This is a genomic window from Allobosea sp. AK1 (genome assembly GCF_006714945.1).
Classification (GTDB): Bacteria; Pseudomonadota; Alphaproteobacteria; order Rhizobiales; family Beijerinckiaceae; genus Allobosea; species Allobosea robiniae.
In genome coordinates this window covers 1287468-1314136 of the sequence record NZ_VFMG01000001.1, presented here as the reverse complement: position 1 = coordinate 1314136, position 26669 = coordinate 1287468, and the positions used below count along the sequence as shown (strand labels likewise).

Sequence of the window (26669 nt, the reverse complement as noted above, 5' to 3'; positions counted from 1 at the left end):
TCGGCGTGCCCAAGGCGGAATTGGGCCGGAATGCGGATAGGCGGGGGATGCGCCGGAAGCGTCCTGCATTTGCAGGAGCGATCCGGCAACTCAATGGCCCGGATGCAGCGCGTCGTTCAGATAGATGCAGGCGAGCACGGTGAAGACATAGGCCTGCAGCACCGCGACCATGAATCTGAACGCCGTGAGCGCGACCGTCATCAGCAGCGGCAGCGGCGCGAGCAACGAGGTGCTGACGCCAGCCGCGAGCAAGGCCGCGACGAAGCTGCCGAAGACCTTGAGTGCAATATGGCCACCGAGCAGGTTGGCGAAGAGGCGCAGGCTCAGCGAGATCGGCCGCGACAGGAAGGAGACGATCTCGATCAGCGTGATGAAGGGCAGGAGCCATTTCGGCACGTCGGAGGGCACGAAGAGCCTGAGGAAGCCGAAGCCATGGCGCAGCACGCCGTAACCGACGACCGTCGCCATCACCAGCATGGCGAGCGCGAAGGTCACGACGATATGGCTGGTGACGGTGAAGGCGCCTGGGATCATGCCGAACAGGTTGAGCACCAGCACGAATAGGAAGAGCGAGAAGATCAGCGGCAGGAAGCGCATGCCCTCGCGCCCGGTCGCGTCGGTCAGCGTCTTCGCCACGAATTCGTAGAGCATCTCCGCCAGCGCCTGGGCGCGGCCGGGGACGATGGCGCGCGAGCGCGTCGCCAGAATCAGCCCGCCGGCGATCGCGGCGGTGGCGAGCACCATCATCAGGGACGCGTTGGTGAAGCCGAGATCGAGCCCGCCGACTCGCAACGGCACGAGGGTCTTGACGATGAACTGGTCACTGGGATTGGCCACGGCGAGGGGCCTCCGCTCACGGGGTTGCGCGACGCCGCGGAGCATTCCGCGTCGTGGGGCCGTCCCCTGTGAGTTCACGAAGGCCGCGGGTCGTCCCGAGGCGCGGCCTGCCTAGAAGGCGCCGGCCGCTTTGGCAAGAGCGGCTGTCAGCTCGCCGAGAGCTTCATCATGACGAGGCCCGAGACGATCAGCAGGGCGGCGGCGATGCGCATCGGCGTCAGCGCCTCGCCGAGCACGGTGACGCCGACGACGAAGGCGCCGACCGCGCCGATGCCGGTCCAGATCGTATAGGCCGTGCCGAGCGGCAGCGAGCGCATCGCCAGCGAGAGCAGGGCGAAGCTGCCGATCATCGTGACGATGGTGATCACGGTGGGCATCGGGCGCGTGAAGCCGTCCGACTGCTTCATGGTGAAAGCCCAGACGATCTCGAGTACGCCTGCAGAAAGAAGATAGAGCCACGCCATAGCGGGTCCCCCATGGTTTGTCGGGTCGTCCCGGCACATGTCCCAGGTTGGGGGAGGTCGTGGCCTCGCGGGTGCTGATCTAGCGATCGCCCAGCGTCATGGCAAGGTCACGGCTCAGGCGCGTCCGCGCGCGCTGGCGTGCGGCTTGACCCGATGCTCCATGAAGTTGCGGAGCTCGGTGACGCGGCGCCCGGCATCGAGCACCTCGCGGTCGAGGCCATGCGCCCAGGCGACATCCTGCCGGTCCGGATCGGCGTCGAGCGTGCGCAGATCGTCGAGCCAGGCCTTTGCCGAAGCTTCGTCCTTGCGGAAGCCTTCCTCGATCAGCAGCGGCACCATGCGGCCGAGGATCGCGGCCATCTGCTTGAGCGAGAATTCGGGATGGTACTGCACGCCCCAGAAGGTGCCGCCATTGTGTTTGATCTCGGCGGCCTGGACCTGGCTGTAGGCGTTGGAGGCGAGGATCGTCGTGCCATGCGCGGGCAGCGCGACGGTGTCGAGATGGATCGCCGGGGCATCGAAGGCGGCCGGGCGGCTGGCGAGCAGCCTGTGGCCGCGGCCTGCTTCGGTCGGCGTGATCCGGCGGGCGAAGCCGGTCTCGCGGCCCTTGGGATTGGCGGTGACGGTGCCGCCGGCCGCGACGGAACCGACCTGCACGCCCCAGCAGGAGCCGAAGCAGGGTGTGCCGCTGGCATAGATCGCCCGCATCAGTTCGACCTGCCGGGTCACGGGCGGGGTGATGTCGTAGATGTGCAGGGCGGAACCGGTCAGGAAGATGCCGTCATAGGATTCGAGCCCGGCACTGTCCGGCAGGTTGGCGCCCTCGTCGGCCGGCAGGCAGATATCGGAAACGATGCCCGGCGCGATCGCCGCGATCTCCGCCGCATAGGCCTCGCCATAGGCCATGCCGTAAGCCTTGCGCAGCCCTTCGCGTGTCTCGTGCATGTTGCCGTCGACGAAGAGCAGGCGGAGCGGGCGGGCGCTGGTTTCGATCATCGGGATGTTCCGCAGGGATGCGCAGGGCGACGGGCAGGTGTGCGCCCGATCTCATATGAGCGGGGTACACGCAAGGGTATTGCATGAGCCCTTTCTCGCAACAGGGCCGAAACGTGCACCCCACCCAGACCTGGCTGCAACGCGCCTGGGGCAATGCCTACCTGCTGATGGTGCTGACCACATTGATGTGGGCCGGCAATGCCGTGGCGAGCCGGCTCGCCGTCGGCAACATCTCGCCGATGATGCTGACCTCGCTGCGCTGGGTGGCGGTCTGCGCGATCATGCCCTGGCTGCTGCGCGACCAGTTGCGGACGCATTGGCCGGTGCTGCGGGCGCATTGGCGGCTGATCGCCTTGCTCGGTGCGCTCGGTTTCACCACCTTCAACACGCTGATGTATCTCGCAGCCTATTCGACCAGCGCGATCAATATCGGCATCCTGCAAGGCTCGATCCCGGTCTTCGTGCTGATGGGCGCCTTCCTGGTGTTCCGCACGCGGATCACCCTGATGCAGGGGATCGGCGTCGCGGTTACGCTGCTCGGCGTCGTGGTCACCGCGAGCCGCGGCGACATCCATACCCTGACGGCCTTTCGCTTCGTGCCGGGCGACGTGCTGATGATCATCGCCTGCGTGCTCTATGCCGGCTTCACCGTCGGCGTCCGCAAGCGGCCGCCGGTGCCGGGCCTCGTCTTCTTCATAGCGATGGCGAGCTTCGCCTGCATCGCGTCGCTGCCGCTGCTCGCGACCGAGATCGCGCTGGGACGTTCCTATATCCCGACGACGCAGGGCTGGCTGATCCTGGCCTTCACGGTGATCTTCCCCTCGATGGTCTCGCAGCTTTCCTTCATGCGGGCGATCGAACTGATCGGGCCCGGCCGGGCCGGCGTCTTCGTCAATCTCGTGCCGGTCTTCGCGCCGATCCTGGCCGTGCTCATCATCGGCGAGCCCTTCGGGCTCTATCATGCGCTGGCGCTGGTGCTGGTGCTCGGCGGCATCTTCATCGCCGAGCGATTGGGGCGGTAGTAAAGTCTCGCCGTCATTCTCGGGCGAAGCGAAGCGCAGACCCGAGAATCTCTTGCAAGGAAGAGGCGCTTTCGTGCCCAGAGATGCTCGGGTCAAGCCCGAGCATGACGCCGGCTCATGCGACCGCTCTCAGCGCAGCGCCGAAACCGCGAGCCGCGCGACATCCGCCAGAGCCGCCTCCCGCTCCTTGGCATCGGCGCGGGAACCCGCGAGATAGGTCACGATGACGAAGCGCCGGCCGTCCGGCAGCGTCGCGATGCCGATATCGTTGGTGGCGTGGTTGATTCCATCCGTCGTCAGCCCGGCGCCGGTGCGGTGGGCGAGCCGGGAGCCCGCTGGCAGTCCCGCCTTGATGCGATCGGCGCCGACCTTGGTTTCGGTGATGATCTGCGTCAACAAGGCGGCATGCGCGGGGTCGCGCAGCCAATTGCCCTTGGCGAAGGCCTCCAGGAACTGCGCGCTGGCCTCCGGGGTCGAGGCGTCGCGCTTGTCCTTGAGCGCGTTCGACAGGGCGGCGATGCGCAGGCGCGGCCGCATCGCCTTGAGCTCGGCCCGGAACGCCTTCTCGTCGACGACCTGATCCCAGCCGAAGCCCTTGAGCCCGTAGATCTCCGGCTGGAACTGGCGCTCGTAGCGATCGACCGACATGCCCTGGACGCCGCCGTCGCGCAGCATCTTCGTCACCACCTGCGGGCCGCCGATCTCGCGCATCAAGAGGTCGGCGGCGGTGTTGTCGCTCTCGCCGGCCGCGAGCCGGATCAGTTCGCGCAGCGGATAGTCGTTGCGCTCGCCCTTGAAGGCCTTGGCCAGCGGGCTGTGGAACAGCGAGAAATCCTTGCGGGTGACCGTGATCGGCTGGTCGAGCCTGAACTTCCCCGCCTCCACCTGCTGCAGCACCGCGACCGCCAGCGGCAGCTTGAACACGCTCTGCATCGGGAAGGTCTCGGAGCCGCGATGCGACCAGAGCTTGCGATCGCGCAAGTCCATCAACGCGACGCCGAGACGGCCCTCGGCCTGCTGCTCGATGCCCTCGATCGCCTTGTCGAGCTTGTCGCGATCCCAGTCGGCGAGGGCCGGGACGGCCGCGAGGCAGGCGAGGGCGGCAGCGGCGAGGCGAAGGCGGGCAGACATGGACATCCCCTGTGGCAGGCACCACAGGGGACGAGAATTGCGGCGGCGCTGGGGCGCCGGACCGGCGGATCAGAACTTCAGGCGCCGGGCGCGCTTGACCATCGGGATCGCGTGGATCTTGTCGAGCAGTTCATCCGAGATCGGCTCGTCGACGGCGACATAGCAGATCGCGTCGCCGCCCGGCTTGTCGCGGCCGAGCGCGAAGGTCGCGACATTGACGCCGGCGCCGCCGAGCAGCGAGCCGAACTGGCCGATGAAGCCCGGCTTGTCGGCGTTGCGGACGTAGAGCATGTGCGGCGCGAACTCGGCATCGATGGCGATGTCGCGGACCTCGACGATGCGCGGCTTGCCGTCATGGAACACCGTGCCCGAGGCATGGCGCGGCATGTCCTCGGCCTCGACCACGATGCGGATGACGCTTTCGAGATTGCCGGCGACCTCGCGGGTCAATTCCTCGACGACGATGCCCTTCTCCTTCGCGATCATGGCCGAGTTGACCATGTTGATCTCGGGCAGGAAGGGACGCAGCACGCCGGTGATCGCGGCGGCCGAGATCGCCTTGAGGTTCAGGCTCGCGACCGCGCCCTCGTACTCGATGCGGATGCCCTTCACGGCTGCCTCGGTCAGCTGACCGAGGAAGGAGCCGAGCTTCTCCGCGAGATCGACGAAAGGCTTCACGCGTGGCGCTTCTTCCGCCGTGATCGAGGGGAAGTTGACCGCATTGGTGATCGCGCCCTTGAGCAGGTAATCGCTCATCTGCTCGGCGACCTGCAGCGCGACATTCTCCTGCGCCTCGTTCGTGGAGGCGCCGAGATGCGGCGTGCAGACGACGTTCTCCAGCCCGAAGAGCGGGTTCGCCTCCGCCGGCTCGACCGAGAACACGTCGAAGGCCGCGCCGGCGACATGGCCGGACTTGATCAGATCGGCCAGCGCCTGCTCGTCGACGAGGCCGCCGCGGGCGCAGTTGATGATGCGCACGCCCTTCTTGGTCTTGGCGAGGTTCTCGGCCGAGAGGATGTTCTTCGTCTTCTCGGTCATGGGCACATGCAGCGTGATGAAGTCGGCGCGCTTCAGAAGCTCGTCCAACTCGACCTTCTCGACGCCCAGCGCGACCGCGCGCTCCGGCGAGAGATAGGGATCATAGGCGATGACGCGCATCTTGAGGCCGATGGCGCGCTCGGCGACGATCGAGCCGATATTGCCGGCGCCGATCAGGCCGAGCGTCTTGGCCGTGATCTCGACGCCCATGAAGCGGTTCTTCTCCCACTTCCCGGCTTGGGTCGAGATATCGGCCGAGGGGATCTGGCGGGCGAGCGCGAACATCATGGCGATGGCGTGCTCGGCGGTGGTGATCGAGTTGCCGAAGGGCGTGTTCATCACGATCACGCCGCGCGCGGTCGCGGCAGGGATCTCGACATTGTCGACGCCGATGCCGGCGCGGCCGATGACCTTGAGGTTCGTCGCCTGCTCCAGCAGCTTGGCGGTCGCCTTGGTGGCCGAGCGGATGGCGAGGCCGTCATAATCGCCGATGACGCTGGCCAGCTTGTCCTTGTCCTTGCCGAGGTTGGGATCGAAGGTCACGTCGATGCCGCGATCCCTAAAGATCTGGACGGCGGCGGGGGAGAGGGCGTCGGAAATCAGGACCTTGGGTGCGGGCATGGGAGGCTCCGGCTGGCGCCGCGCTACACAGGGAGCGGTCTGGCGCGTGACATCAATGAATTGGAAATGCGCGGGTCATCCCGGGCGACCGGAGGGAGACCCGGGATCCATGCCGGAACGGTTCAGGCATGGATCCCGGATCTGCGCCACTTGCGTGGCTTGTCCGGGATGACGGCGCGTGGGTGTAAAGCGCTTACGCCGCCTTCTTGCCGAGCCCCGCCTTCGCCTCGGCGAAGGCATAGGCGATCCAGGGCAGCAGCGCCTTGACATCGCGCGACTGGACGGTCGCGCCGCACCAGATGCGCAGGCCGGGAGGAGCGTCGCGGTAATGGCCGAGGTCGTAGCCGGCGCCGGCCTTCTCGATGATCGACACGACCTGCTTGGCGAAGGCCGCCTGCGCGTCCGCCGCCAGCGCCGTCACGGCCGGATCGGTGAACTTCAGGCACACTGATGTGTTGGAGCGGGTCTTCGGCTTCACGGCCAGGAAGTCGATCCAGTCGTTCTCGCGCACGAACTTGGCGATGACGCGGGCATTGCCGTCGGCGCGCTTCACCAGGCCGTCGAGCCCGCCGACCTTCGAGGCCCATTCCAGCGCGTCGATATAGTCCTCGACCGCGAGCATGGAGGGGGTGTTGATGGTCTCGCCGGTGAAGATGCCCTCGATCAGCTTGCCGCCCGAGGTCATGCGGAAGATCTTCGGCAGCGGCCAGGCCGGCTTGTAGCTTTCGAGCCGGGCGACGGCGCGGGGCGAGAGCACGATCATGCCATGCGCGGCCTCGCCGCCGAGCACCTTCTGCCAGGAGAAGGTGACGACATCGAGCTTTGGCCAGTCGAGGCGCTGGGCGAAGGCGGCGGAGGTGGCGTCGCAGATGGTCAGCCCCTCGCGATCGTCAGCGATCCAGCTGGCGTCGACGACGCGCACGCCCGAGGTGGTGCCGTTCCAGGTGAAGACGACGTCGCGGTTCTTCGTGTCGACCTTCTTGAGGTTCGGCAATTCGCCATAGGGGGCGTCGAAGGTGCGGACGTCGGCGAGCTTGAGCTGCTTGACGACATCGGTGACCCAGCCGGCGCCAAAACTTTCCCAGCTGACCATGTCGACTCCGCGGGCGCCGAGCAGCGACCAGAGCGCCATCTCGACGGCGCCGGTATCGGAGGCCGGCACGATGCCGATGCGGTAATCGGCGGGGACCTGCAGCACCTCGCGCGTCAGGTCGATCGCGCGCTTGAGCTTGTCCTTGCCGATCTTGGCGCGGTGCGAGCGGCCAAGCGGGGCGTCGGAGAGGTTCTTGAGGGCCCAGCCGGGGCGCTTGGCGCAGGGGCCGGACGAGAAATTAGGCACGCGCGGGCGCGTGGTCGGAACGGTATTCGCCATCGATGTCTCCATCCTTACAGATGGGCGCGCCCCGTTGGGGGGGCGTGTCCCGTCGATGGGGGTAGGATGGGAGGCGGGGGGAGTCAAGGCGGTGCGTCTGTTCAAGAAAAAAGATCGCTTGTGTCGGATTGCGATTCCTTTTTTCGTTTTGCTAATAGTGTTACCAGGTAATTTTCTCCCATATCTGTCAAGGCCCAGTAATTCTCTTTGTCGGTCACCGGGCGTTTTCTGGTTCCTTTGGTAATTAATCCTAGCGCTCTAAATTGAATTAAAGTTTCTGCGAAAGTTTCTTGAGAAATATACTTCGAAAAAATATTATTATCGCTTATTTTAAAATCCTTTGTCCATCCTATAAATCGAGATAGCATTTCTTTAAAATTTGTTTCTGTTGCTTCATTTAATAGTATCGGTCCGACATTCTTGAAGATATCGTCCCAAGACGCGACTGCTGACCACTCGATAAACTTTCTATTTGATTGGTGTTCGTTCTTTTTATAAATATAAGCAGATCCTATAAGGTTTATTTCGTTTTCACCGCTTTCGAAAATATCTGTCTTTGGATTTGATTCGCTAGCTGTAGCTAGCTTTGATTTAAGTTCTGAGTTTTCGGTTGTTAAAAGGTTTATCTTTTCCAATAATTCTATATTTGATACTCCGGTGTTCCTTGTCCACCCTGGACGTGGGTTCACTTTTATTGCACGAGACAGGCTTCTCGAAACTAATCCTCCTAACTCATAGGCATTTGTCCATTTTCGAATTGGATGTTCGTTCATTACTCTTTCGCGGAATTTTTCCAGTCTATGCCGATTTGTTTGGTCTCCCTCTGTTTTTGAAGCTACAATATTATCCGGATCGCCATGAACAAAACACAAAACAGGGACGGATATAGATTTCGCATAATTATACTCTTGTTCAGTATAGCTTAATCCTTCCTTAGTTACGGATCCATATCTCCCGCCTAATATAAGCACATAGTAATCACACTCATCTATAACCTTTTTAATAACGTCCCATTGCGATTCGGTGGTTGCAAGAAAAGCTTCCATTCCGGTCGGGATGCAATCTAGTTCCCATATTGCCTGAATTACTTCTGATCTCTCTTCTTTTAAATCTGTAAATGTGGAGCTTACAAAAATCTGGTATCTTACGGCGTGAGACAAGGCGGTGCCCTCAGTAATCCGGGGTCGATCTGTTTCTAGTCCCGGGCATTTGGTGACGGGGTGGCAAAAGTGTCAATTTGCTTTTTCCTGGAACCTTCCCCATGCCAAAAAACTTCTGGAACAGTTCGCCCGTGAACTCGAGGGCCGCAAGGCTAGGGCGCTAGTCAGGTGGGCGGCGTTTCGGCCGTATCCTCCCCCCATGCCATGCCGGAGCCAGAGATGCGCGGGGAACCCCTCTCCTGGGTGGGAGAGGGGCAGGGGTGAGGGCAGGCCGCTGGCGATCGAAGTGCGACGGCGCCGCTGCGGATGGGGCCCGCGCCTTTTTGGGATCAGTTGCGGCAAGCTCGCCACGGACGGCGATTCACGGCCAAGGTGGATGGGCCAAACCAAGAGGGTGATCGGGATCTGTCATGGCCCTAGCAATCGTGGGTCGTTTGCCCACGGGCTTGCACGAAATGTCCGGGTTCTTGGCTGATGTTGCCAGCCGCAGGCGAAAATAATGCGATATATGAACAGCCGCGAATTTCGAACGGAGGTCGCGGTGACGGTTCTTCAGATGGCTTATCTTCTCATTGCATTCTCGTACGTACTGGCAGCCCTCGCGCTTTATGCCGGTCATTAGCTCATTAATTTCACACGGCCAGCGCGCGCGGCGGTACAGCTGCGGCCGTCATCAGCAACGGCAGGCCCTCATCCCTGCCCTTCTCCCATCCGGGAGAAGGGTTCCCCGCGCCTTACGATAAAAGTGGCGTGAAACTTATCCCCGCCCTCCCACGCCGCGCCTATCCTCGCCCCACCTCGTCCCCGAGGGGCAGCCATCCGGAGGTATGCCGTTGGCGGGGCGGGGGCGGCGCCTGCGGGTGGGGTTACGACCCACTCCCGGGAGGCTTCGGGGCACCGCCCTGGGGGTACTACGGCCCCTGTGCGAGGAGCTCGCTGGAAGGCATGGCGGCACCGCATCTGCGGGGCCAGGACGCGACAAGGCCGGCATCGGACCGAAAACGGCTTGGCCCTTTTCGGGATCATCCGCTGCACGAGACAAAGGAGATCGCGCAAGCGTCTCTGCCGGATAGCGTCGAGGCCCTCAGGTCAGCGAAACGCCCTGCCGTATAAGCGCGGCCCGGAGACTTAAGAACGCCGTCGAGCGGAGCGCCACGGGGCGTGCGGATGGTGGCTCAATCCATCCGCGCCGCATCCTGGCTCAATGGAAGCGGCTTAGATAACCTGCGCCTCGCGGCGCTCCGCTGCCCCTCATCGATCAACGAACGCGGCAACGCGGGCGGCGAAGATGCATGCACGGAAACCGGCCGTCATGCTCGGGCTTGTCCCGAGCATCCACGTCTTGAACACGACCTGCATCGGCGAAGACGTGGATGGTCGCCACAAGGGCGACCATGACCGGGAGCGTAACGTTTCCGCTCAATCCCCCGTCATCGTCATTTCGGCGTCGATCGCCTTCATCTTCGGATTGGCGGCGCAGAAGGCCCTGATCTTGTTCGCGACGGGGGCTGAGTATTCGCTCTTGCGGTGGGCGCCGGATTTCAGCCAGTCGGCACAGCTCTGCTCCCGGTCGGTGATCCGAGCGGCGGCGGGCGTGGCGAGGAAAAGGCCGGCGAGAGCGGCGAGTAAGGCGAGGCGGGGCATGGTCTGGTCCTGAACGGGCGGCCGCATCACAGGCTTCGCCTCGGGCGCCGCTCCTGCCTTGCGTCGCGCCTGCTTGCAAATGCGATTGTCGCAGGCCCGATGCGCGGGCAGGGCAGTGCGGTCGAAGAGGGCAGGCAGGGCTGCGCATTTCGTGATAGGCAGCGGCTCGATCCGAAACAGGTGAAGAGACCATGGCCAAGAAGACCCCCGAACAGCTCGCCCAGGAATTCGAGGGCCGCAAGGCCAAGGGGCTGGCCAAGGGCGGGGCGGCGTACTGGCCCAATATCATCGCCAATGCCGTGCTGAAGCTGACCCAGCAGCGGGCCGAGATCACGCCGGAGACGCTGATCGAGATGATCGAGCGCGAGGCGCCGACGCTGGAGGTCACGGTCCGGTCTGGCGCGGCAGAGGCTGTCGCGCGGCTGAAGCAGGCCGTCGCCAAGGGTTCGTGAGCTAGCCCGGCTCGCCGGCGATGACGCCCTTGCGCAGCAGGAAGCAGCCATAGGGACGGGGATCGCCGACCTGCACCACCGCGAAAGCCCGCCGCGCCGCTTCATAGAAGGCAAAGCGCTCGATGCCCGCGAGCGGCGCGGGGCGGCCGAGCGCCTTGTCGATTTCGGACTGGACCGCGCGCTGGACATCGGGGATCGCGGCGGCATCGCCGACCACTTCCATGCGCCGGAGCGGTGCCGGCTCGAAATCGTCGATCGGCAGCACCGAGAGGATGGCGCGGGCGGCGCGCTGCATCGTCAGGCCGGGCAGGCGGATCAGGCGCCCGCTGGTGGTGGCGCTGGCGATGGTCTGCGCCGGGTGGTTGGCATCGACCAGCGCGAGGTCGTCGCCATGGCCCATCGCGGCGAGCACCCAGAGCAGGTCGGCGGAGAGGACGGGGTCGAGATTTTTCAGCATGACGGGCGACGGCCCCTCTTCGTCAGGTAGATGCGGGCTGCGTTGCCGCCGAAGATCGCGGCGCGTTCGGGCTCAGTGAGCGTCGCGGTGAGGCGCTCAGTGGCGGCAAGCCACTGGTCGTAGCTGGCGGCAAGTGTTGCGACTGGCCAGTCGCTGCCCCAGAGCAGGCGCTCCGGCCCGAAACAGGCCAGCAGCTGGGCGACGGCCGGCGCCAGTGTCGCCTCGCGCCAGCCGGGTGCAGTCTCGGTGACGAGGCCGGAGAGTTTGCAGGTGGTGTTCGGCCTCGCCGCCAGCGCCGCGATGCCGCCGCGCCAGGCGGAGAGGTCGGCGCCGGTGAGGTCCGGCTTGGCGCCGTGGTCGATGACGACGGGCAATTCCGTCTCGCGCTCCAGCAGCGCGAGGAGTGCGGGGATCTGCGGCGGCTTCACCAGCGCGTCGAAGACGAGGCCGTGCTCCTTGAGCGCCGCGAAGGCGGGGGCGAGGGACGGCTCCGCGAGCCAGCCGGGATCAGGGATGTCCTGCGCCATGGGGCGCAATCCCACGAGCAGCGGATCGGCGGCGAGGGCTGCGATGCGGGCAGAGGCGTCGGGCGCGTCGAAATCGGTCCAGCCGACGACGCCTGCGACAAAGGGCGTGGCGGCGGCGATGGCGAGCAGGTGATGCGTCTCGGCCTCGGTCGGTGCGGCCTGGACGAGGATGGTCGATGCGATGTCGTGCTGCGCCAGCAGCGGGGCGAGGTCGGCGGGTTCGAAATCGCGATGGATGGGGCCGAGCGCCGGCGTCAGCCAGCCATAGTCGCCGCGGGCGAGGCGCCAGAAATGCTGGTGGGAATCGATGCGGGGCGGGCTCGTCACAGGCGGCTCTCGCGGCGGTTCGGCGGCGGCAGGGGAGATGTGACACTACTATGTGCACGCCAACATGTTAGCTTGCAACCGGCCCGAAAGGAGATTAGCGTCCAGCCCGATCGCGGAAGCGGGAGGTGGCGTTCCGCCTCGTGATCCGCGCGCCATCAAAGGCCCGAAACGGGCCGTGTTCAAGTCCTGGGGAGGACGCCGATGACCGACCATCTTCTCAAGCCGACCCGTCGTGTCCTGCTGGCCGGCGGCGCCGCCGCGATCGCCTCGCCCTTCGTGCTGCGCAAGGCGCAGGCGCAAGGGGCGTTCGACTGGAAGAAGTTCTCCGGCCAGACGATCGACGTGCTGCTGGTCAAGAACCCGCGCTCCGACCTGATGCAGGCGGCGGAGAAGGAGTTCACCGAGCTCACCGGCATCAAGGTCTCGGCCGAGCAGGTGCCGGAGCAGCAGCAGCGCCAGAAGGCGGTGATCGAGTTCGCCTCGGGCAAGCCGAGCTTCGACGTCAGCGGCATCTCGCTGCATGTGCAGAAGCGCATGGCGGCCAAGGGCAAGTGGTTCGAGAACCTCGATCCCTACATCAAGAACGCGTCGCTGACCGCGCCGGATTTCGATTTCGCCGATTTCGGGGCCGGCCCGGTCGCCTATGCGCGCCAGGCCGACGGGGCGCTCGATACGATCCCGTTCTTCGTCGACTACTGGATGATCTACTACAACAAGGAGCTCTTCGACGCGAAGAAGGTCGCTTATCCCAAGACGATGGACGAGATGTTCACCGCCGCGCAGAAGCTGCATGACCCCGCGAAGGGCGTCGCCGGCTTCGTCTCGCGCGGCCTCAAGAACGCCAACGTCCCCGTCTGGACCTCGCTGATGCTCGGCCAGGGCATGGAGACGGTTTCGCCCGAGGGCAAGCTGCTCACCGATACGCCGGAAGCGATCTGGGCGGCGGAACTCTATCGCAAGCTCAACAAGGAGACCGGCCCGGTCGGGCAGGTCGGCTTCAACTGGAACGAGTGCCAGACCAGCTTCATGCAGGGCCGCGCCGCGATGTGGCTCGACGGCATCGGCTTCGCCACGCCGCTGGAGGACCCGTCCAAGTCGCGCATTGTCGGCAAGGTCGGCTACGGCGTGACGCCGCCGGGGCCTAAGGCGCATCACGCCGGCATGTTCGCCGACGGCATGGGCATTTCGCGCGGCTCCTCGAAGAAGGAGGCGGCCTGGCTCTATCTCCAGTTCATGACCAACAAGAAGAACCAGATCGCCATGCTCAAGGCCGGCGCCGGCGCGCCGGGCCGCTCCTCGGCCTATCTGGACACCGAGACGATCGCGAGTTCCAAGTTCGGCAAGCAGTATTTCGAGTGCCTGCTGGCCTCGGCCAAGATCGCGCGGGCCGGCCTGCCGCAGATCGTGCCGGTGACCGAGTTCCGCGACGTGTTCGGCGTGGGGCTCACCAACATGATCGGCGGAGCGGATGTCGCGGCCGAGCTCAAGAAAGCGACCGAAACCTTCGCGCCGGTGCTCGCCAAGAGCGAGCAGGGCTGAGGGCGCGAAGCGGGAGCGTCATGGTCGGGCTTGTCCCGACCATGACGCTCCCGCTTCGCAGGCTGTGTTCAAGACGTGGATGCTCGCCACAAGGGCGAGCATGACGATTGGTTTCCAGTGAAGCAGACCGTATGACCAGCACGTCCCTGCCAGCCAGCATGCCGAGTACGACACAAGCGAGCGTGGCCGCGGCCTCGGCGGATTTCACGCCGCGCTACTGGCTGTTCTCGCTGCCGGCGGTGCTGGTGATCGCGGCGGTGATCGTCTTCCCCTGGCTGTTCACGCTCTACATGTCCGGGCAGGACTGGAAGATCGGCGGCGGGGTGGAGTTCGTCGGCCTCGGCAACTTCGCCGAGCTGATGAAGGACCAGCGCTTCATCGAGTCGATGGGGCATACGCTCTACTTCACGGTGCTGGCGGTGGTCCTGCCGATCGTCTTCGGCACGGCGGCGGCGCTGGTCTTCCATCGCGAATTTCCGATGCGGGGCGTGCTGCGCACGATCTTCGTCATGCCGATGATGGCGACGCCGGTCGCGGTCGCGCTGGTCTGGACGATGATGTTCCACCCGCAGCTCGGCGTGCTCAACTACCTGCTCTCGCTCGTCGGCATCGGGCCTTCCGGCTGGGTCTACGAGTCGTCGACGGTGATTCCGACGCTGGTCCTGGTCGAGGTCTGGCACTGGACGCCGCTGGTCATGCTGATCGTGCTCGGCGGATTGGCCGGGCTGCCGCGCGAGCCGTATGAATCGGCGCTGATCGACGGTGCCAATGACTGGCACATGTTCCGGCACATCACGCTGCCGCTGGTCTGGCCCTTCATCATGGTGGCGATCGTGATCCGCACCATCGATGCGCTGAAGGCCTTCGACACGATCTTCGTGATCACGCAGGGCGGGCCGGGCACGGCGTCGGAGACGCTGAACATCTTCCTCTATCTGCAGGCCTTCCAGTTCTACAAGATCGGCTACGCCTCGGCCGTCGTGGTGATCTTCTTCGTCATCATCATCATGCTCTCGCTGCTGCTGCTCTATGCCCGGCAGAAGTCGAAGTGGAACGCGTGATGAACCGCGCGCTCAAGAAATTCGGCTTCTGGGCCTCGGTCTTCGTGCTGGTCTCGCCGGCGGTGCTGGTCTTCCTCTGGATGATCTCGCTGTCGCTGAAGAACGAGCTCGACAACACCGCCTTCCCGCCGGTCTTCATTCCCGATCCGCCGACGTTGAAGAACTATGTCGACGTCTTCGCGCAGAACAATTTCGGGCTCTATCTCTGGAATTCGATCCTGGTCACCGGCGGGGCGGTGCTGCTCGGCTTGCTGGTCGGCGTGCCCGCCGGCTACGGCATCGCGCGCGGCAAGGCGCATAAATTCGCGGTGCTGATCCTGGTCGCACGGATGACGCCGGCCCTTTCCTACCTGATCCCGCTCTTCCTGCTCTTTCAGATCACGGGATTGGTGGGCTCCATTACGGCGCTGGTCATCACCCATCTCGTCATCACCATCCCGATCATCGTCTGGATCATGATCGGGTATTTCGAAAACGTTCCCATGGAACTCGAAGACGCCTCGCGCATCGACGGCGCCACGACCTGGCAGGCCTTCCGCCATGTCGCATTGCCGCTGGCGAAACCGGGCATCGTCGTCGGCGGCATCCTCGCCTTCATCTTCTCCTGGAACAACTTCATCTTCTCGGTGGTGCTCGGCGGCAAGGCGAGCCGGACGCTGCCCTCGGCCGTCTACAATTCGCTGACCTTCGAACAGATCTCCTGGGGGCCGCTTGCTGCCGCGGCGCTGCTGGTGACGCTGCCCGTGCTGCTCGTCACCGTCATCGCTCAGCGCCAGATCGTTGCCGGGCTCTCTGCCGGAGGCCTCAAGGACGGCTAGAGACAAATCCGCCGAACCGCTTGCGGGCGGCTCTGTCTTCATTCTAACATGTCAGTCAACATTCAGCCCTGAAAGCCCTCCCAAATGGCCACCCAAAAGACCCGCTTCGGCCTCTCCTGTGCGATCACCACTCCGATGCGGGATGGCGGCAGCGTCGACCTCCCGCGTCTCGTCCATCACGCCCGCCATGTGCTGGCCGAGGGCTGCGATTCCGTCACGCTGTTCGGCACGACGGGCGAGGGCGCGGCGCTGGGCCTGCCGGCGCGCACCGCGATGATGGGCGCGCTGATCGGGGCGGGGATCGACCCGGCCAGGCAGATCTATGCGGGCATAGCGGCGGCCTCAATGAACGAGGCGGTGGAGCAGGCCCGCATCGCGCTCGATGCCGGGGCGAAGGGGTTGCTGGTCGCGCCGCCCTTCTACTTCAAGGGCGTCAGCGACGAGGGGCTCTATGTCTGGTTCTCGCAGTTCTTCGAGAAGCTCGGCGCCTCCGCCCGCAATGTCGTGGTCTATCACATCCCCTCGGTGACGGCGGTTGATATCAGCGTCGGACTGGTGCAGCGGCTCAAGACCGCGTTCCCCGGCCTCGTCATCGGCGTCAAGGATTCCTCGGGCAGCTACGCCAATACCGAGGCGCTACTGAAGGCGCATGGCGAACTCGCGATCCTCGTCGGCGACGAACGCCAGCTCGCCAAGGCGGTGCGCAACGGGGCCGAGGGCTCGATCTGCGGCCTCGCCAATCTGGTTCCCGGCCTGCTGCGCCCGATGGTCTATGAGGGCAAGGACAGCCCGGTGGTGAATGCGCTGGTCGACGAGATCTGCTCGCATCCGGTGCTGGCGGCGGTGAAGGCGCTGGTCGGCCATATCCATGGCGATGAGGGCTATGGCGCGATGCGCCCGCCGCTGGAAGCGCTGGACGCAGGCACCCGCAAGCGGCTCTTCGCCGCCTTCGATTCGATCAAGCAGGCCAAGGCTGCCTGACAGTAATGCCGGAAGGAGGGATCGTGAGCGAGCCGGAGCAGGAACCGCGCGAGGGCGAGCCGCTGAAGCTGAGGGAGCGCGCCTATGCCTCCTTCACCGAGCGATTGCTGGCGCGCGAGATCAAGCCCGGCCAGTTCGTGACCCAGCGCGAGCTCGTGGCGATGACGGGGTTTCCGCTCGGCGCCATCCGCGAGCTGGTGCCGCGACTGGAGGCGGAAGGGCTGATCAAGACCGTGCCGCAGCGCGGCATGCAGGTCGCCCATGTCGATCTCAACCTGATCCGCAACGCCTTCCAGTTCCGGCTCTTCCTGGAGAGGGAGGCGACGGCGCTCTACACGCAGAACGCGACCGACGAGGAGATCGCCGAGCAGCGCGCCCGTCACGAGGCGATCATCGCGCGGGCGGAAGCCGGCGGCGACGAGCGGCTGATCGAGGATGCCGAGGATGTCGACCGCCTGATGCACGAGGCGATCATCGATCATCTCGACAACGACATCGTCAGCCAGGCCTTCCGCGTGACCTGGCTCAAGATCAGGCTGATCCGCCAATACGAGACGCGCATCCAGAACCACATCCTGGTGCCGGTGATGCAGGACCATCTCAAGATCATCGCCGCGATCGAGAGTCGCGACCCGGAACGGGCATCGGACGAAATGAGCATCCATATCGGCAACGCTCGCGCCAGGGCGATGCAGTACTGACGACTTAAGGACGACCACGCAGCACAGCATGACGACGAGCCGGAAAACCGGCCGCATGGGAGGGAAGCGACGATGACCAGACTGACGAAACGCAGCTTGCTCCAGGGTTCCGCCGCTGTCGGCGCGACGGTGTTCATGCCGGCGGTCGCAAGGGCGCAGGCGACGGTGCTGCGCTGGGGCGAGATGCTGCCGGCGACGCATCCGCAGGTGCAGATGGTCGAGCGCATCGCCAAGCAGGTGAAGGAGAAGACCTCGGGCCGCGTCGATATCCAGTCCTTCCCGGCCGGCCAGCTCGGCTCCGGCAAGGACATGATGGAATCGGTTTCCTCGGGCGCGCTGACCATGACGACCGATGGCGCGGCGGCGCTGGGCTCCTTCCTGCCGCAGCTCTCGGTGGTGGAAGCGCCCTATCTCTGGCGCGACGCGGCCCATATGTCGAAGGTCGCCAAGGCGCCGGTGTTCACGCAGATGAATGCCGAGCTCGAGAAGAAGCGCGGCATGCGCATGATGGCGGTGACCTATTACGGCAAGCGCCACCTGACGACCGGATCGAAGGCGGTGAAGAGCGCGGCTGATGTCGCGGGACTGAAGCTGCGCGTGCCGCCGGTCGACACCTTCCGCGCCATGGTCGAAGCCTGGGGCGCCAAGGCGACGCCGGTCAATTTCAACGAGCTCTATCTCGCGCTCAGCCAGGGCGCCGTCGACGGGCAGGAGAACCCGCTGCCGACGATCCACAGCGCCAAGCTGCAGGAGGTTCAGAAGCACCTGATCCTGACCGGACACATCATCACGCCACGGCTCGTCATCGTGAACAGCGATTTCTGGAAGGGGCTGAAGGACGCCGACCGGTCCGTGGTGGAAGCCGCGATCGCCGACGGCGTCGCCTGGCAGGACGCGGAGCTGACCAGCCAGGAAAACAGCCTCGTCGCGACGCTGAAGGCGGGCGGCATGACCGTGACCGAGCCCGATCTGGAAAGCTTCTCCAAGCCTGTGCTGGCGAGCCTGCCCAAGCAGTTCGAGAGCAAATGGGGCAAGGGCACCTGGGACGCGCTGGCGGCGCTGTAAGGCGCTGCCCGTGGCGGAACCGCTTCGTCATGGTCGGGCTCGTCCCGACCATCCACGTCTTCATTCCCGACGGGTTGCGCTCGAGACGTGGATACTCGCCACAAGGGCGAACATGACGGCGCGAGCCGCACATAAGTACCCTCCCGTTCATCCGAGCATCAGGACATGGCTGGTCATCCGATGAAATCCCTCGCCGCATTGGCGGACCGGCTGGTCTACTGGGCCGCGGTCGTGCTCCTGCTGACGCTGCTCGCCGTCGTGGTGCTCGGCGTGTTCTTCCGCCAGATCAACCAGCCGCTGGCCTGGTCGGACGAGCTGGCGCAGTACCTGCTGGTCTGGACCGGCTTCGTCGGCTGGATCATCGCGGCGCGGCGGCGTTCGCATATCCGCATCATGGTCTTCGCCACGCGGTTGCCGCGCCCGGTGCAGGCGGCACTGGAGATCGCGACGCAAGCCTCGGTGATCGTCTTCGCGGCGGTGCTGCTGCGTTACTCCTGGGGCCTGATCGAGCGGACCTGGGACGTGGAATCGATCGCGCTGCCGGTCAGCTCGGCGGCGCTCTACATCGCCATGCCCTTCGCCGCGCTGGCGCTGATCCTGCAGGCGCTGGCCGAGATCGGCGACGTGCTGGCCGGGCGCAAGGTCGAGGTCGCGGAACCCGGAGCGCAGGCGCTATGACCACGCTGATGCTGCAGATCCTGCCGGTCTGGTTCCTGGCCTTGATGATCGGCGTGCCGCTCTTCGTCTCGATGGGGCTCGCGGCCGTCGCCTTCGTCTTCCTCGGCGGCTTCCCGCTCGGCATCGTGCCGCAGAAGATCGCGCAATCCGCCAATTCCTTCCCGCTCCTGGCGGCGCCGCTGTTCATCCTGATGGGCAACATCATGAACTCGGCGGGGATCACCGACCGGATCTTCGGCTTCGCCACGGCCTGCGTCGGCTTCATGCGCGGCGGGCTCTGCCATGCCAACATCCTCGCCAGCGTGATCTTCGCGGGCATGTCGGGCTCGGCCGTGGCGGATGCCGGCGGCGTCGGCACGCTCGAGATCAAGGCGATGCGAGACGAGGGCTACGATGCCGAGACGGCGGCCGCGATCACGGCGGCTTCCGCGACGATCGGGCCGATCATCCCGCCCTCGCTGCCGATGGTGATCTATGGCGTCACAGCCGATGTCTCGATCGGCGGGCTGTTCATCGCCGGCATCATTCCCGGCCTGCTGATGGCCGGCGCGCTGATGGCGATGGTCGTCTACATCGCCAGGAAGCGTGACCTGCCGCGCCATCCGTTCCCCGGGTTCCGCCAGCTCTGGGTCGCCTACAGGGAGGCGCATTGGGCGCTGATGACGCCGGTCATCCTGTTCGGCGGCATGATGGGCGGCATCTTCACGCCGACCGAGGCGGCGGCGGTGGCGACCGCCTATGCGCTGGCGCTCGGCCTGTTCGTCTATCGCAGCTTCTCGCTGAAGACCCTGCCGGAGCTCGTCGTCCAGACGGTGGAAACCACCGGTGTCGTGCTGGCGCTGGTGATGGCGGCGGCGGCGCTCGGCTGGTGCCTGTCGATCTCGCGGATTCCGCAGGTGGTCGGGCCGGCGCTGGTCGAGCTTGCCGGCAGCCCGATCGTCTACCTCTTGATCGTCAACCTGCTGCTGCTCTTCGTCGGCTGCTTCATGGAAGCGCTGGCGGCGATGCTGATCCTGATCCCGATCCTGACGCCGGCGGCGGCACAGTTCGGCATCGATCCGATCCAGTTCGGGCTGATCTTCGTGCTCAACCTGATGATCGGCACGATCACGCCGCCCGTTGGCGTGGTGCTGTTCGTGACCTCGAAGGTGGCGAACATCTCCTTCGAGGCGATGTCGCGGGCGATCGTGCCCTGGCTGGCGCCGCTGATCGCGGTCCTGATCGCGATCACGCTCTGGCCGCCGCTGACGACCTGGCTGCCGCAACTGATCATGGGGCGCTGACGGGGAGGCTTGTTCCTGGCAGGGCGTGTCAGCAATGCGCCCGGGCCGGGTTCGCCATGCGGGAGCGATCGCCTAGACTGGCGCCGATGCGCGAGATCGGCGACCTCACCCGGCAATTCATCCATCTGTGGCGCTTCGGCTGGCCGATGCTCCTTTGCGTCGCTGCCGGTGGGGCGCTCGTCACGGACCTCCTGATGCCGCTGGCGGTGAAGGCGGGCTTCGCTAACGCGCTCGCCGGCTTCGTCGTGCTCTCGGCGATCGTGCTGGTGAGGCTCATCACGGTCGTCGCCATGTTCCTGTCGCTGCGCCCGGCGATGCCAGCGGTGGCTGCGCTGTTTCCGGTGAAGCCGCGCGCAGGAGCTGCCGACATCGCGGCGAAGGACCCGGACTGGCTCGGCGTGGTCGCGATCGCGATCATTCCCTTCTTCGCCTATTACGCGGCCTGGGGTTTTCTCGGCGACACGGTGCGGGATTACTCGCTGCTGGCGCTGGAGATGGCCGATCTCGGCCAGAAAGTGTCGCTGTTCGACGTTCCGGCGACGCTCTGGCTCGGCATCGCGGTCGCGCTCGCCTTCGGGGTGCGCAGGCTGGCGAAATTGATGCAGACGCGCAGCTCGCGCCCGGCCTGGCAATTCGTCATCGTGCTTTGCGATGCCAACTGGATCTTCGTCGGCCTCTATGCGCTCGCGGGGTGGAAGAATGCGGCTTGGGCCTGGATCGGCACAGGTGGGCCGCTGCCCTATCTGACCCGGGCGCGCGACCTTCTTCTCGGGCTGATCGGCAAGGCGCAGGCGGCGACGCCCGTCGCGGTCGATCTCGCGCCGCCTTCCTTGCAGAGCAGCGCGCAGGGGCTTTTCCCCTATGCCCTGCTGCCGCTGGTCTGGCTCCTGATGGCGGCGGTGATCTACGGCTTCGACATGAAGGATGCGGCGGCGCTGAGTGGTCATCAACGGGCTGCCGCTGCTTTGTCGCGCTATGGGCGGTTGCCGAAATTCCTGCGCGAGTTCCTCGACCATTTCGTCGCCGGCTATCGCTCGCGCTACCTGCCGATCGCCAACAGCGTGCGCCTCGCCTTCGGGGCGGGGCTCGCGGTGCTGATCGGCTTCGTCCTGCTCTATCGCGTCATCGGCTGGGCGGCGGCCTGGGGCTGGATCGGCCTCGCGCATCTGATCGGGCCGCAGGAGCTGCCGGCCTGGCAGGCGCTGGCCAGCATCATCGCCTTCTTCCTGGGCGGGCCCAGCGATATCCGCGGTGGCATACTGGTCGAGGCGCTGCGCATCTGCCTCATCGCGGCCGTGGTGGAGCAGGCATCGGCAAAGCGGGTCGAGGCGCTCAGTTCGTCCGCGCAAAGCGAAGGTAGCGCGGCCGCGACGCCGGCAGGCTGATCGTGACATCGGCCGTCGCGAAGGCCGATGTCGGCAGGATGAAGCTCTCGGTGATCGCGACGGTCGAGCCGGCAACCGGCTTGCCGAGGAAGGCGGGACCGCAGGTCTTGCCTTGGTCCTTGTCGCGGCTGAGAACGCGCCTCGCCTCGCTCGGCGCCAGGAAGGCGGGCTGCCAGCGCCGGCCGTCCGGGGCGAGCAAGGCGATGCGACAGGGCGGCTGCGCAACGCTCTCCGCATCCAGCACCTTCGCCTCGAGGCGCAGCAGCGCGACGGCAGAGCCATTCGGCCGTTCGGCGATGCGCTGGAGGCTGACGATGCGCCATTCGGCGCCGGCGAGGGGAGCGGGCCGGTCGAACGGCGAGGTCTGCGCGACGAGATCGCTGGCTCCGGCCCAGGCCGAGACGGTCTTGCGCGCCTGCACGAACAAGGCCAGCGGCAGGACGATCGGCAGTGCCCAGAGACAGCGCCTGCGCCAGTTCGGCGGCGGCTTCGCCGCGGGTTCGGCTACGGTCGCGTCCGTCATGTCAGCGTTTCCAGGTCGAGGGTTTCGGCCTGCTCGATACGCTCGTCGGGGATCGTGATGCGCAATTGCGTGTCGAGGCGCGGCCAGCGCGACATCGAGACGAGCAGGGCGCCATTGCGCGCCGCGTCGCGGCCGATCTCGAAGATCAGCAGGCCCCGCTGTGGGAGGCCGGGTTCGAGGCGCCTGCCGCGCAGGAAGCCACGGACCGACTCGGCCCGCTCGCTTGCCTCGAAGCGCAGGCCGGACGCCGCCAGCCAGGTTGCGCCGCTGAGTGCCGTGGTGGCGGGGGTGCCCTCGACCTCCACGACGGCCACGGCCCAGAGCCCACCGGTGTCACGGTCGTAGCTGCGGCCGAAGGCTTGCCAGCGCAGGCGCTCCGCCAGGACGACCTTTTCGACGCGCAGGGTGAAGCCGCGGGCACTTGTGGTCGTGCCGGCGACGCCGTGCTGCGTGATCGGGCCGGTGATCTCGCTATAGCCCGGCGTGGTCTGCTGCAGCGCGAAGAGGAGCAGCGCCGCGACGGCGAGCGCGGTGACGTGGGCGAGGGCGCGGATCATGAGCCGCCGCCTTCCGTTCGCAGCGGCAAGGTGATCGCGGCGACGGGTTTCCGATTGAACCAGCCTGGCGCGGCGAGGAGATTGTCGCGCGGCTTGAAGGTCTCGCCGGTGACGACGACGCGGATGGCCTCAGGCGCCGGCGCAGCTTCCGGCAAGTCCCAGACCATGCGGATGCGCTCCGGCAGGCCAGGCTGCAGGGCGCCGAGGATGGCGCCGTCGCGCAGCAGATAAGCAGTCGGCAAAGGCGAAAGGCCAGCGATCGGCGGATCGAAGCTCAGGATGCGGGCAATTGCGCTGCTGCTCTCCGAACTTCGGTTCATCAGGTCGAGATCAACGCTGAGCGCCTTCGTGCCGGGCCGTCCGCGATAGCCATCGGGGCGCGGCGCGGTACTTAATCCGGCCTCGCGAATGACGAGTTGCCAGCGCCCGGCCTCGATGGGCTGCCCGGCCTGCGCAGCCGGAAGATTGGCGGGTGGCATCGCCTCGCGCAGGGTCTGGGCGGTGGTCAGCCCAAGCGCCAGCAAGCCGCCGATGCCGATCGTCAGCTTCGATGCAAGGGATCGCCGCAGGCTTGCGAAAGCCGTGGTCGCCATGGGCCGGTTGCTCGTCTCCGCTCCGGTCAGAGCCGGAAGATCACCCGATTCTGTGACCGGAATCCGGCAGGAGCGGTTCGGTGGGCCGGAATCAGTGGCTTTCGGGTTCGCCACCGTTGTCGAGATAGCGGCTCACGGGGATGACGATCTCCTCGTCGAGCGTGCCGATCGCGGCCTCGTCCTTGTCCTTGTAGGGGATTGCGCGCAGGACGTGGCGGATGGCGTTCAGTCGGGCGCGGAGCTTGTCGTTGCTGCGCACGACATGCCAGGGCGCGGCTTTGGTCGAGGTCCGGGAGAGCATCTCGTCGAAGGCACGGGAATAGTCGTCGAAGCGCGGGACCGACTCGAAATCGATCGGCGAGAGCTTCCAGCGCTTGAGCGGATCATGCCAACGGGCGTGCAGGCGGGTCATCTGCATCTCGCGGCCGATCGTCAGGAACAGCTTGATCAGGCGGATGCCGTCACGGGCGAGCATGCCCTCGAAGGCGGGGGCCTCATCGAGGAAATGCTCGGTCTCCTCCGGCTTGCAGAAACCCATGACGCGCTCGACGCCGGCGCGGTTGTACCAGGAGCGGTCGAAGAACACGATCTCGCCGGCTGTCGGCATCTGCGCGGCATAGCGCTGGAAATACCACTGGCCCTTCTCCGTATCGGAGGGCTTGGACAGGGCGACGATGCGGGCCTGGCGCGGATTGAGATGCTGGGTGAAGCGGGCGATGGTGCCACCCTTGCCGGCGCCGTCGCGGCCCTCGAAGACGATGACGATGCGCTCGCCATGCTTGCTCGCCCAGCGCGTCAGCTTCTGCAATTCGATCTGCAGCGGCTCCATCTCGCGGTTGTAGCGCTTGCGCTTCATCCGCTTGCCATAGGGGTAATTGCCGCTGTGATAGGCGGCGTCGATGATGGCTTCCGGCAGGCTGTCGGCCTCGATGTCGAAGCCCTTCGGCTTTTTGGATCTGGTGCGGGTTTTGGCTGGCTTGCCGTGCTCCTCCGACGGAGCGACGACAGATTCCTTCGCGCCCGGATCCGAGAATTTCTTGGCCATCGTCCTGTTCTCCGCTTTGGATCAGCCTAGCCGGCTAGCTCGCGGAAGGGAATTGACGCCCGCCGCTGTTCCGCTCAGGAAGAGGCCCGGTCGGCATCCGCCGTCTGTCTCCGGGCTTTGCATGGTCAATCTTTCCGCTTCCAATGCCGCGCTGGTGCGGGACGTGGTCGAGGCGCTCGGCGCGCCGGCCGTGCTGCTCGACGGGCAGGGTGTGGCGCAGGCGCTGAGCCCGGCCATGCAGGCGCTGATCCCGGGGTTGGCGGCCGGCAAGCTCCTGGCGCTGGTGCTGCGCGATCCCGACCTCAACGACGCGATCGAGCAGGTCGCGATCGAGGGTGGCGCCAAGACCATCGAGCTCATCGAGCGCGTGCCGGTGGAGCGGACCTTCCGCATCCATATCGCCGCGCTGCGCGACAGCGGTCTGCGCCATGCGACGCTGCTCACCTTCCAGGACCTGAGCGAACAGCGCGTGATCGAGCGCATGCGCGTCGATTTCGTCGCCAATGCCAGCCATGAACTGCGCACACCGCTGGCTTCGCTGCTCGGCTTCGTCGAGACCTTGCAAGGCCCGGCGCGCAACGATGAGCGGGCGCGCGAGCGCTTTCTCGGGATCATGCGCGAGCAGGGTCTGCGCATGGCCAGGCTGGTCGACGACCTGCTCTCGCTATCGCGGATCGAGCAGCGCGCCCATGTCGCGCCGGATACCCCGGTCGATCTGGCGGGTATCGCCCGCGAGATCGTGGATTCGCTGACGCTGATGGCCCGCGAGCGACAGGTCGCATTGGTGCTGAAGACGCCGCGCGAGGCGTTGCAGGTGCCGGGCGATCGCGACGAATTGCTGCGCCTGATGGAAAACCTCGTCGAGAACGCCATCAAATACGGCAAGCCGGGCGGGGAGGTCGCGGTCACCGTCGACGCCGGCGAGAGCGAGGCGAGCTTCAGCGTGCGCGACGACGGGCCGGGTATCGCGCCGGAGCACCTGCCGCGCCTGACCGAGCGCTTCTATCGGGTCGACACCGCGGCCAGCCGCGAAGCGGGCGGCACCGGGCTGGGGCTTGCGATCGTCAAGCACATCGTGCTGCGCCATCGCGGCCGGCTGACGATCGAGAGCAAGTCGGGTGAGGGGGCGACTTTCCGGGCGATCCTGCCGCGCTTCGAGGCGGGGCGCACCAACGGCTGATCCGTGCATGACAGCCATTCATGACAGCTTTCATGACGAACTGTCATTTGGCTGTCATACAGAGGGTGTTCTGACAGGGTCGCTGCAAACAGCGATCAGATGAGGACTTCTCACATGCGCAAGATTCTTGTTCTCGCGGCCGTTGCCGTCGGGATCGCCGGTTCCGCCCAGGCCGCCGACATCACCGGTGCCGGCGCGACCTTCCCCTTCCCGATCTATGCGAAGTGGGCCGAGGCCTACAAGAAAGAGACGGGTATCGGCCTGAACTACCAGTCGATCGGCTCGGGTGGCGGTATCCGCCAGATCAAGGCCAAGACCGTCGCCTTCGGCGCCACCGACGCCCCGCTGAAGGGCGCAGACCTGACCAAGGACGGCCTGATCCAGTTCCCGACCGTGATGGGCGGCGTCGTGCCGGCCGTGAACATCGCCGGCGTCGAGCCCGGCAAGCTCAAGCTCTCGGGCGAGATCATCGCGCAGATCTATCTGGGCGACATCAAGAAGTGGAACGACCCGAAGATCGTCGCGCTCAATGCCGGCGTCACCCTGCCGGACGCGAACATCAACCCGGTCTACCGCTCGGACGGCTCGGGCACGACCTTCGTGTTCACCGACTACCTCTCCAAGGCCTCGGCCGAGTGGAAGTCGAAGATCGGCGCCAACCAGTCGGTCCAGTGGCCGGTCGGCATCGGCGGCAAGGGCAACGAGGGCGTCTCGGCCTCGGTCAAGCAGGTCGCCAACTCGATCGGCTATGTCGAGTATGCCTATGCCAAGCAGAACAAGCTCTCCCATGCCCTGGTGAAGAATGCCGACGGCAACTTCCCGGCGCCGGAAGAGAAGGCCTTCCAGGCCGCCGCCGCCAATGCCAACTGGAACGAGCAGCCGGGCTTCGGCATCTCGCTCAACAACCAGAAGGGCGCGGATGCCTGGCCGATCACCTCGGCGACCTTCATCCTGGTCTATGCCAAGCCGGAGAAGCCGGAAGAGACGCAGGCCGCTCTGAAATTCTTCGACTGGGTCTACAAGAACGGCGACAAGCTCGCGAGCGAGCTCGACTACGTCGCCCTGCCGACGAACGTGAAGGACCAGGTCCGCAGCGCTTGGAAGGGCGTGACCGACACGGCCGGCAAGCCGATCTTCTGATCGCTGCCATCGACAAGGCGAGGCGGGGTTCGACCCGCCTCGCCGCACTCTTCAAGCCCTCATCCTGAGGAG

Annotated in this window: 27 protein-coding genes; 13 read left to right on the top strand and 14 right to left on the bottom strand. The window is 65.6% G+C overall.

The annotated features are described in order from the left end of the window. Positions 1 to 90 precede the first annotated feature (90 nt). The 3 genes from FHT98_RS06700 to FHT98_RS06690 all read right to left on the bottom strand — a co-directional run bounded on the left by FHT98_RS06700 (position 91) and on the right by FHT98_RS06690 (position 2297). Positions 91 to 882 (bottom strand): F0F1 ATP synthase subunit A, encoded by a 792-nt coding sequence (locus FHT98_RS06700; protein ID WP_142113231.1) that lies wholly within the window; start codon positions 880 to 882, stop codon positions 91 to 93. Positions 883 to 983: 101 nt separating this feature from the next. Next, the gene (locus tag FHT98_RS06695) at positions 984 to 1301 is read right to left on the bottom strand and encodes a DMT family transporter (protein WP_061970028.1); all 318 of its coding nucleotides are present in this window, start codon (positions 1299 to 1301) and stop codon (positions 984 to 986) included. Positions 1302 to 1415: 114 nt separating this feature from the next. Next, a complete protein-coding gene (locus tag FHT98_RS06690) occupies positions 1416 to 2297 on the bottom strand; it encodes a type 1 glutamine amidotransferase (protein WP_248309160.1) in 882 nt (293 codons plus the stop codon). Between the two features lie 83 nt (positions 2298 to 2380). On the opposite strand from FHT98_RS06690, the gene FHT98_RS06685 reads away from it, so the two are divergent. Then, positions 2381 to 3319 carry a DMT family transporter gene (locus FHT98_RS06685; protein ID WP_142113228.1) on the top strand — a complete coding sequence of 313 codons (939 nt, stop codon included), beginning with the start codon at positions 2381 to 2383 and terminating at the stop codon, positions 3317 to 3319. A 129-nt stretch (positions 3320 to 3448) separates the two neighbouring features. Here the strand turns inward: FHT98_RS06685 and bla are convergent, their stop codons facing one another. The 5 genes from bla to FHT98_RS06660 all read right to left on the bottom strand — a co-directional run bounded on the left by bla (position 3449) and on the right by FHT98_RS06660 (position 10312). Continuing rightward, entirely contained in the window at positions 3449 to 4450 is a 1002-nt protein-coding gene (gene bla / locus FHT98_RS06680) for a class A beta-lactamase (protein ID WP_185745084.1), read from the bottom strand. 69 nt (positions 4451 to 4519) lie between these two features. Then, positions 4520 to 6109 carry a phosphoglycerate dehydrogenase gene (gene serA / locus FHT98_RS06675; protein WP_142113224.1) on the bottom strand — a complete coding sequence of 530 codons (1590 nt, stop codon included), beginning with the start codon at positions 6107 to 6109 and terminating at the stop codon, positions 4520 to 4522. A gap of 193 nt (positions 6110 to 6302) precedes the next feature. Next, the gene (locus FHT98_RS06670; protein ID WP_142113222.1) at positions 6303 to 7481 is read right to left on the bottom strand and encodes a phosphoserine transaminase; all 1179 of its coding nucleotides are present in this window, start codon (positions 7479 to 7481) and stop codon (positions 6303 to 6305) included. A 101-nt stretch (positions 7482 to 7582) separates the two neighbouring features. Further along, complete coding sequence (locus tag FHT98_RS06665) at positions 7583 to 8641, bottom strand: DUF4062 domain-containing protein (protein WP_185745083.1); 1059 nt, start codon at positions 8639 to 8641, stop codon at positions 7583 to 7585. 1419 nt (positions 8642 to 10060) lie between these two features. Continuing rightward, on the bottom strand, positions 10061 to 10312 hold the full coding sequence (locus tag FHT98_RS06660; protein WP_061970019.1) for a hypothetical protein: 252 nt from the start codon (positions 10310 to 10312) through the stop codon (positions 10061 to 10063). A 164-nt stretch (positions 10313 to 10476) separates the two neighbouring features. Here FHT98_RS06660 and FHT98_RS06655 point away from each other — a divergent pair, with 164 nt between their 5' ends. Beyond that, positions 10477 to 10737, top strand: coding sequence for a hypothetical protein (locus FHT98_RS06655; protein ID WP_061970017.1), 261 nt, complete (start codon positions 10477 to 10479; stop codon positions 10735 to 10737). 1 nt (position 10738) lies between these two features. Here FHT98_RS06655 and FHT98_RS06650 read toward each other — a convergent pair whose 3' ends face one another. Both FHT98_RS06650 and FHT98_RS06645 read right to left on the bottom strand, forming a co-directional pair. Beyond that, positions 10739 to 11194 (bottom strand): RbsD/FucU family protein, encoded by a 456-nt coding sequence (locus FHT98_RS06650; RefSeq protein ID WP_142113217.1) that lies wholly within the window; start codon positions 11192 to 11194, stop codon positions 10739 to 10741. Next, the gene (locus FHT98_RS06645; protein WP_142113215.1) at positions 11188 to 12048 is read right to left on the bottom strand and encodes an amidohydrolase family protein; all 861 of its coding nucleotides are present in this window, start codon (positions 12046 to 12048) and stop codon (positions 11188 to 11190) included. Before FHT98_RS06645 ends, FHT98_RS06650 begins: the two co-directional genes overlap by 7 nt. A gap of 201 nt (positions 12049 to 12249) precedes the next feature. On the opposite strand from FHT98_RS06645, the gene FHT98_RS06640 reads away from it, so the two are divergent. From FHT98_RS06640 to FHT98_RS06600, 9 genes are all read left to right on the top strand, one after another. Further along, on the top strand, positions 12250 to 13587 hold the full coding sequence (locus tag FHT98_RS06640) for an ABC transporter substrate-binding protein (RefSeq protein ID WP_091856971.1): 1338 nt from the start codon (positions 12250 to 12252) through the stop codon (positions 13585 to 13587). Positions 13588 to 13718: 131 nt separating this feature from the next. Then, positions 13719 to 14648 carry a carbohydrate ABC transporter permease gene (locus tag FHT98_RS06635; RefSeq protein ID WP_061970010.1) on the top strand — a complete coding sequence of 310 codons (930 nt, stop codon included), beginning with the start codon at positions 13719 to 13721 and terminating at the stop codon, positions 14646 to 14648. Beyond that, positions 14648 to 15466 (top strand): carbohydrate ABC transporter permease, encoded by an 819-nt coding sequence (locus tag FHT98_RS06630; protein WP_082617579.1) that lies wholly within the window; start codon positions 14648 to 14650, stop codon positions 15464 to 15466. The genes FHT98_RS06635 and FHT98_RS06630 overlap by 1 nt, the downstream gene beginning before the upstream one ends. 84 nt (positions 15467 to 15550) lie before the next feature. Next, on the top strand, positions 15551 to 16447 hold the full coding sequence (locus FHT98_RS06625; protein ID WP_142113213.1) for a dihydrodipicolinate synthase family protein: 897 nt from the start codon (positions 15551 to 15553) through the stop codon (positions 16445 to 16447). A 5-nt stretch (positions 16448 to 16452) separates the two neighbouring features. After that, positions 16453 to 17148: a GntR family transcriptional regulator gene (locus FHT98_RS06620; RefSeq protein WP_061970005.1), complete on the top strand. Its 696-nt coding sequence runs from the start codon at positions 16453 to 16455 to the stop codon at positions 17146 to 17148. Positions 17149 to 17220: 72 nt separating this feature from the next. Further along, complete coding sequence (locus FHT98_RS06615) at positions 17221 to 18213, top strand: sialic acid TRAP transporter substrate-binding protein SiaP (protein ID WP_142113210.1); 993 nt, start codon at positions 17221 to 17223, stop codon at positions 18211 to 18213. 165 nt (positions 18214 to 18378) lie between these two features. Further along, complete coding sequence (locus tag FHT98_RS06610; RefSeq protein WP_248309159.1) at positions 18379 to 18891, top strand: TRAP transporter small permease; 513 nt, start codon at positions 18379 to 18381, stop codon at positions 18889 to 18891. Beyond that, positions 18888 to 20174 (top strand): TRAP transporter large permease, encoded by a 1287-nt coding sequence (locus FHT98_RS06605; RefSeq protein WP_142113208.1) that lies wholly within the window; start codon positions 18888 to 18890, stop codon positions 20172 to 20174. Before FHT98_RS06610 ends, FHT98_RS06605 begins: the two co-directional genes overlap by 4 nt. Positions 20175 to 20260: 86 nt before the next feature. Beyond that, positions 20261 to 21559 (top strand): hypothetical protein, encoded by a 1299-nt coding sequence (locus tag FHT98_RS06600; protein WP_142113206.1) that lies wholly within the window; start codon positions 20261 to 20263, stop codon positions 21557 to 21559. On the opposite strand, the gene FHT98_RS06595 is transcribed toward FHT98_RS06600, so the two are convergent. The 4 genes from FHT98_RS06595 to ppk2 form a co-directional block, all read right to left on the bottom strand. Further along, positions 21507 to 22082: a hypothetical protein gene (locus tag FHT98_RS06595; protein WP_113584888.1), complete on the bottom strand. Its 576-nt coding sequence runs from the start codon at positions 22080 to 22082 to the stop codon at positions 21507 to 21509. The two genes, FHT98_RS06600 and FHT98_RS06595, sit on opposite strands and share 53 nt — an antisense overlap. Then, positions 22079 to 22639 carry a hypothetical protein gene (locus tag FHT98_RS06590; protein WP_142113203.1) on the bottom strand — a complete coding sequence of 187 codons (561 nt, stop codon included), beginning with the start codon at positions 22637 to 22639 and terminating at the stop codon, positions 22079 to 22081. The genes FHT98_RS06595 and FHT98_RS06590 overlap by 4 nt, the downstream gene beginning before the upstream one ends. Next, complete coding sequence (locus FHT98_RS06585) at positions 22636 to 23232, bottom strand: hypothetical protein (RefSeq protein ID WP_142113201.1); 597 nt, start codon at positions 23230 to 23232, stop codon at positions 22636 to 22638. Before FHT98_RS06585 ends, FHT98_RS06590 begins: the two co-directional genes overlap by 4 nt. A gap of 91 nt (positions 23233 to 23323) precedes the next feature. Beyond that, on the bottom strand, positions 23324 to 24277 hold the full coding sequence (gene ppk2, locus FHT98_RS06580; protein ID WP_061969991.1) for a polyphosphate kinase 2: 954 nt from the start codon (positions 24275 to 24277) through the stop codon (positions 23324 to 23326). 121 nt (positions 24278 to 24398) lie between these two features. Here ppk2 and FHT98_RS06575 point away from each other — a divergent pair, with 121 nt between their 5' ends. Both FHT98_RS06575 and pstS read left to right on the top strand, forming a co-directional pair. Further along, positions 24399 to 25457, top strand: coding sequence for an ATP-binding protein (locus FHT98_RS06575; protein WP_091856978.1), 1059 nt, complete (start codon positions 24399 to 24401; stop codon positions 25455 to 25457). Positions 25458 to 25571: 114 nt separating this feature from the next. Next, positions 25572 to 26597: a phosphate ABC transporter substrate-binding protein PstS gene (gene pstS, locus FHT98_RS06570; protein WP_142113199.1), complete on the top strand. Its 1026-nt coding sequence runs from the start codon at positions 25572 to 25574 to the stop codon at positions 26595 to 26597. Positions 26598 to 26669: the final 72 nt, after the last annotated feature.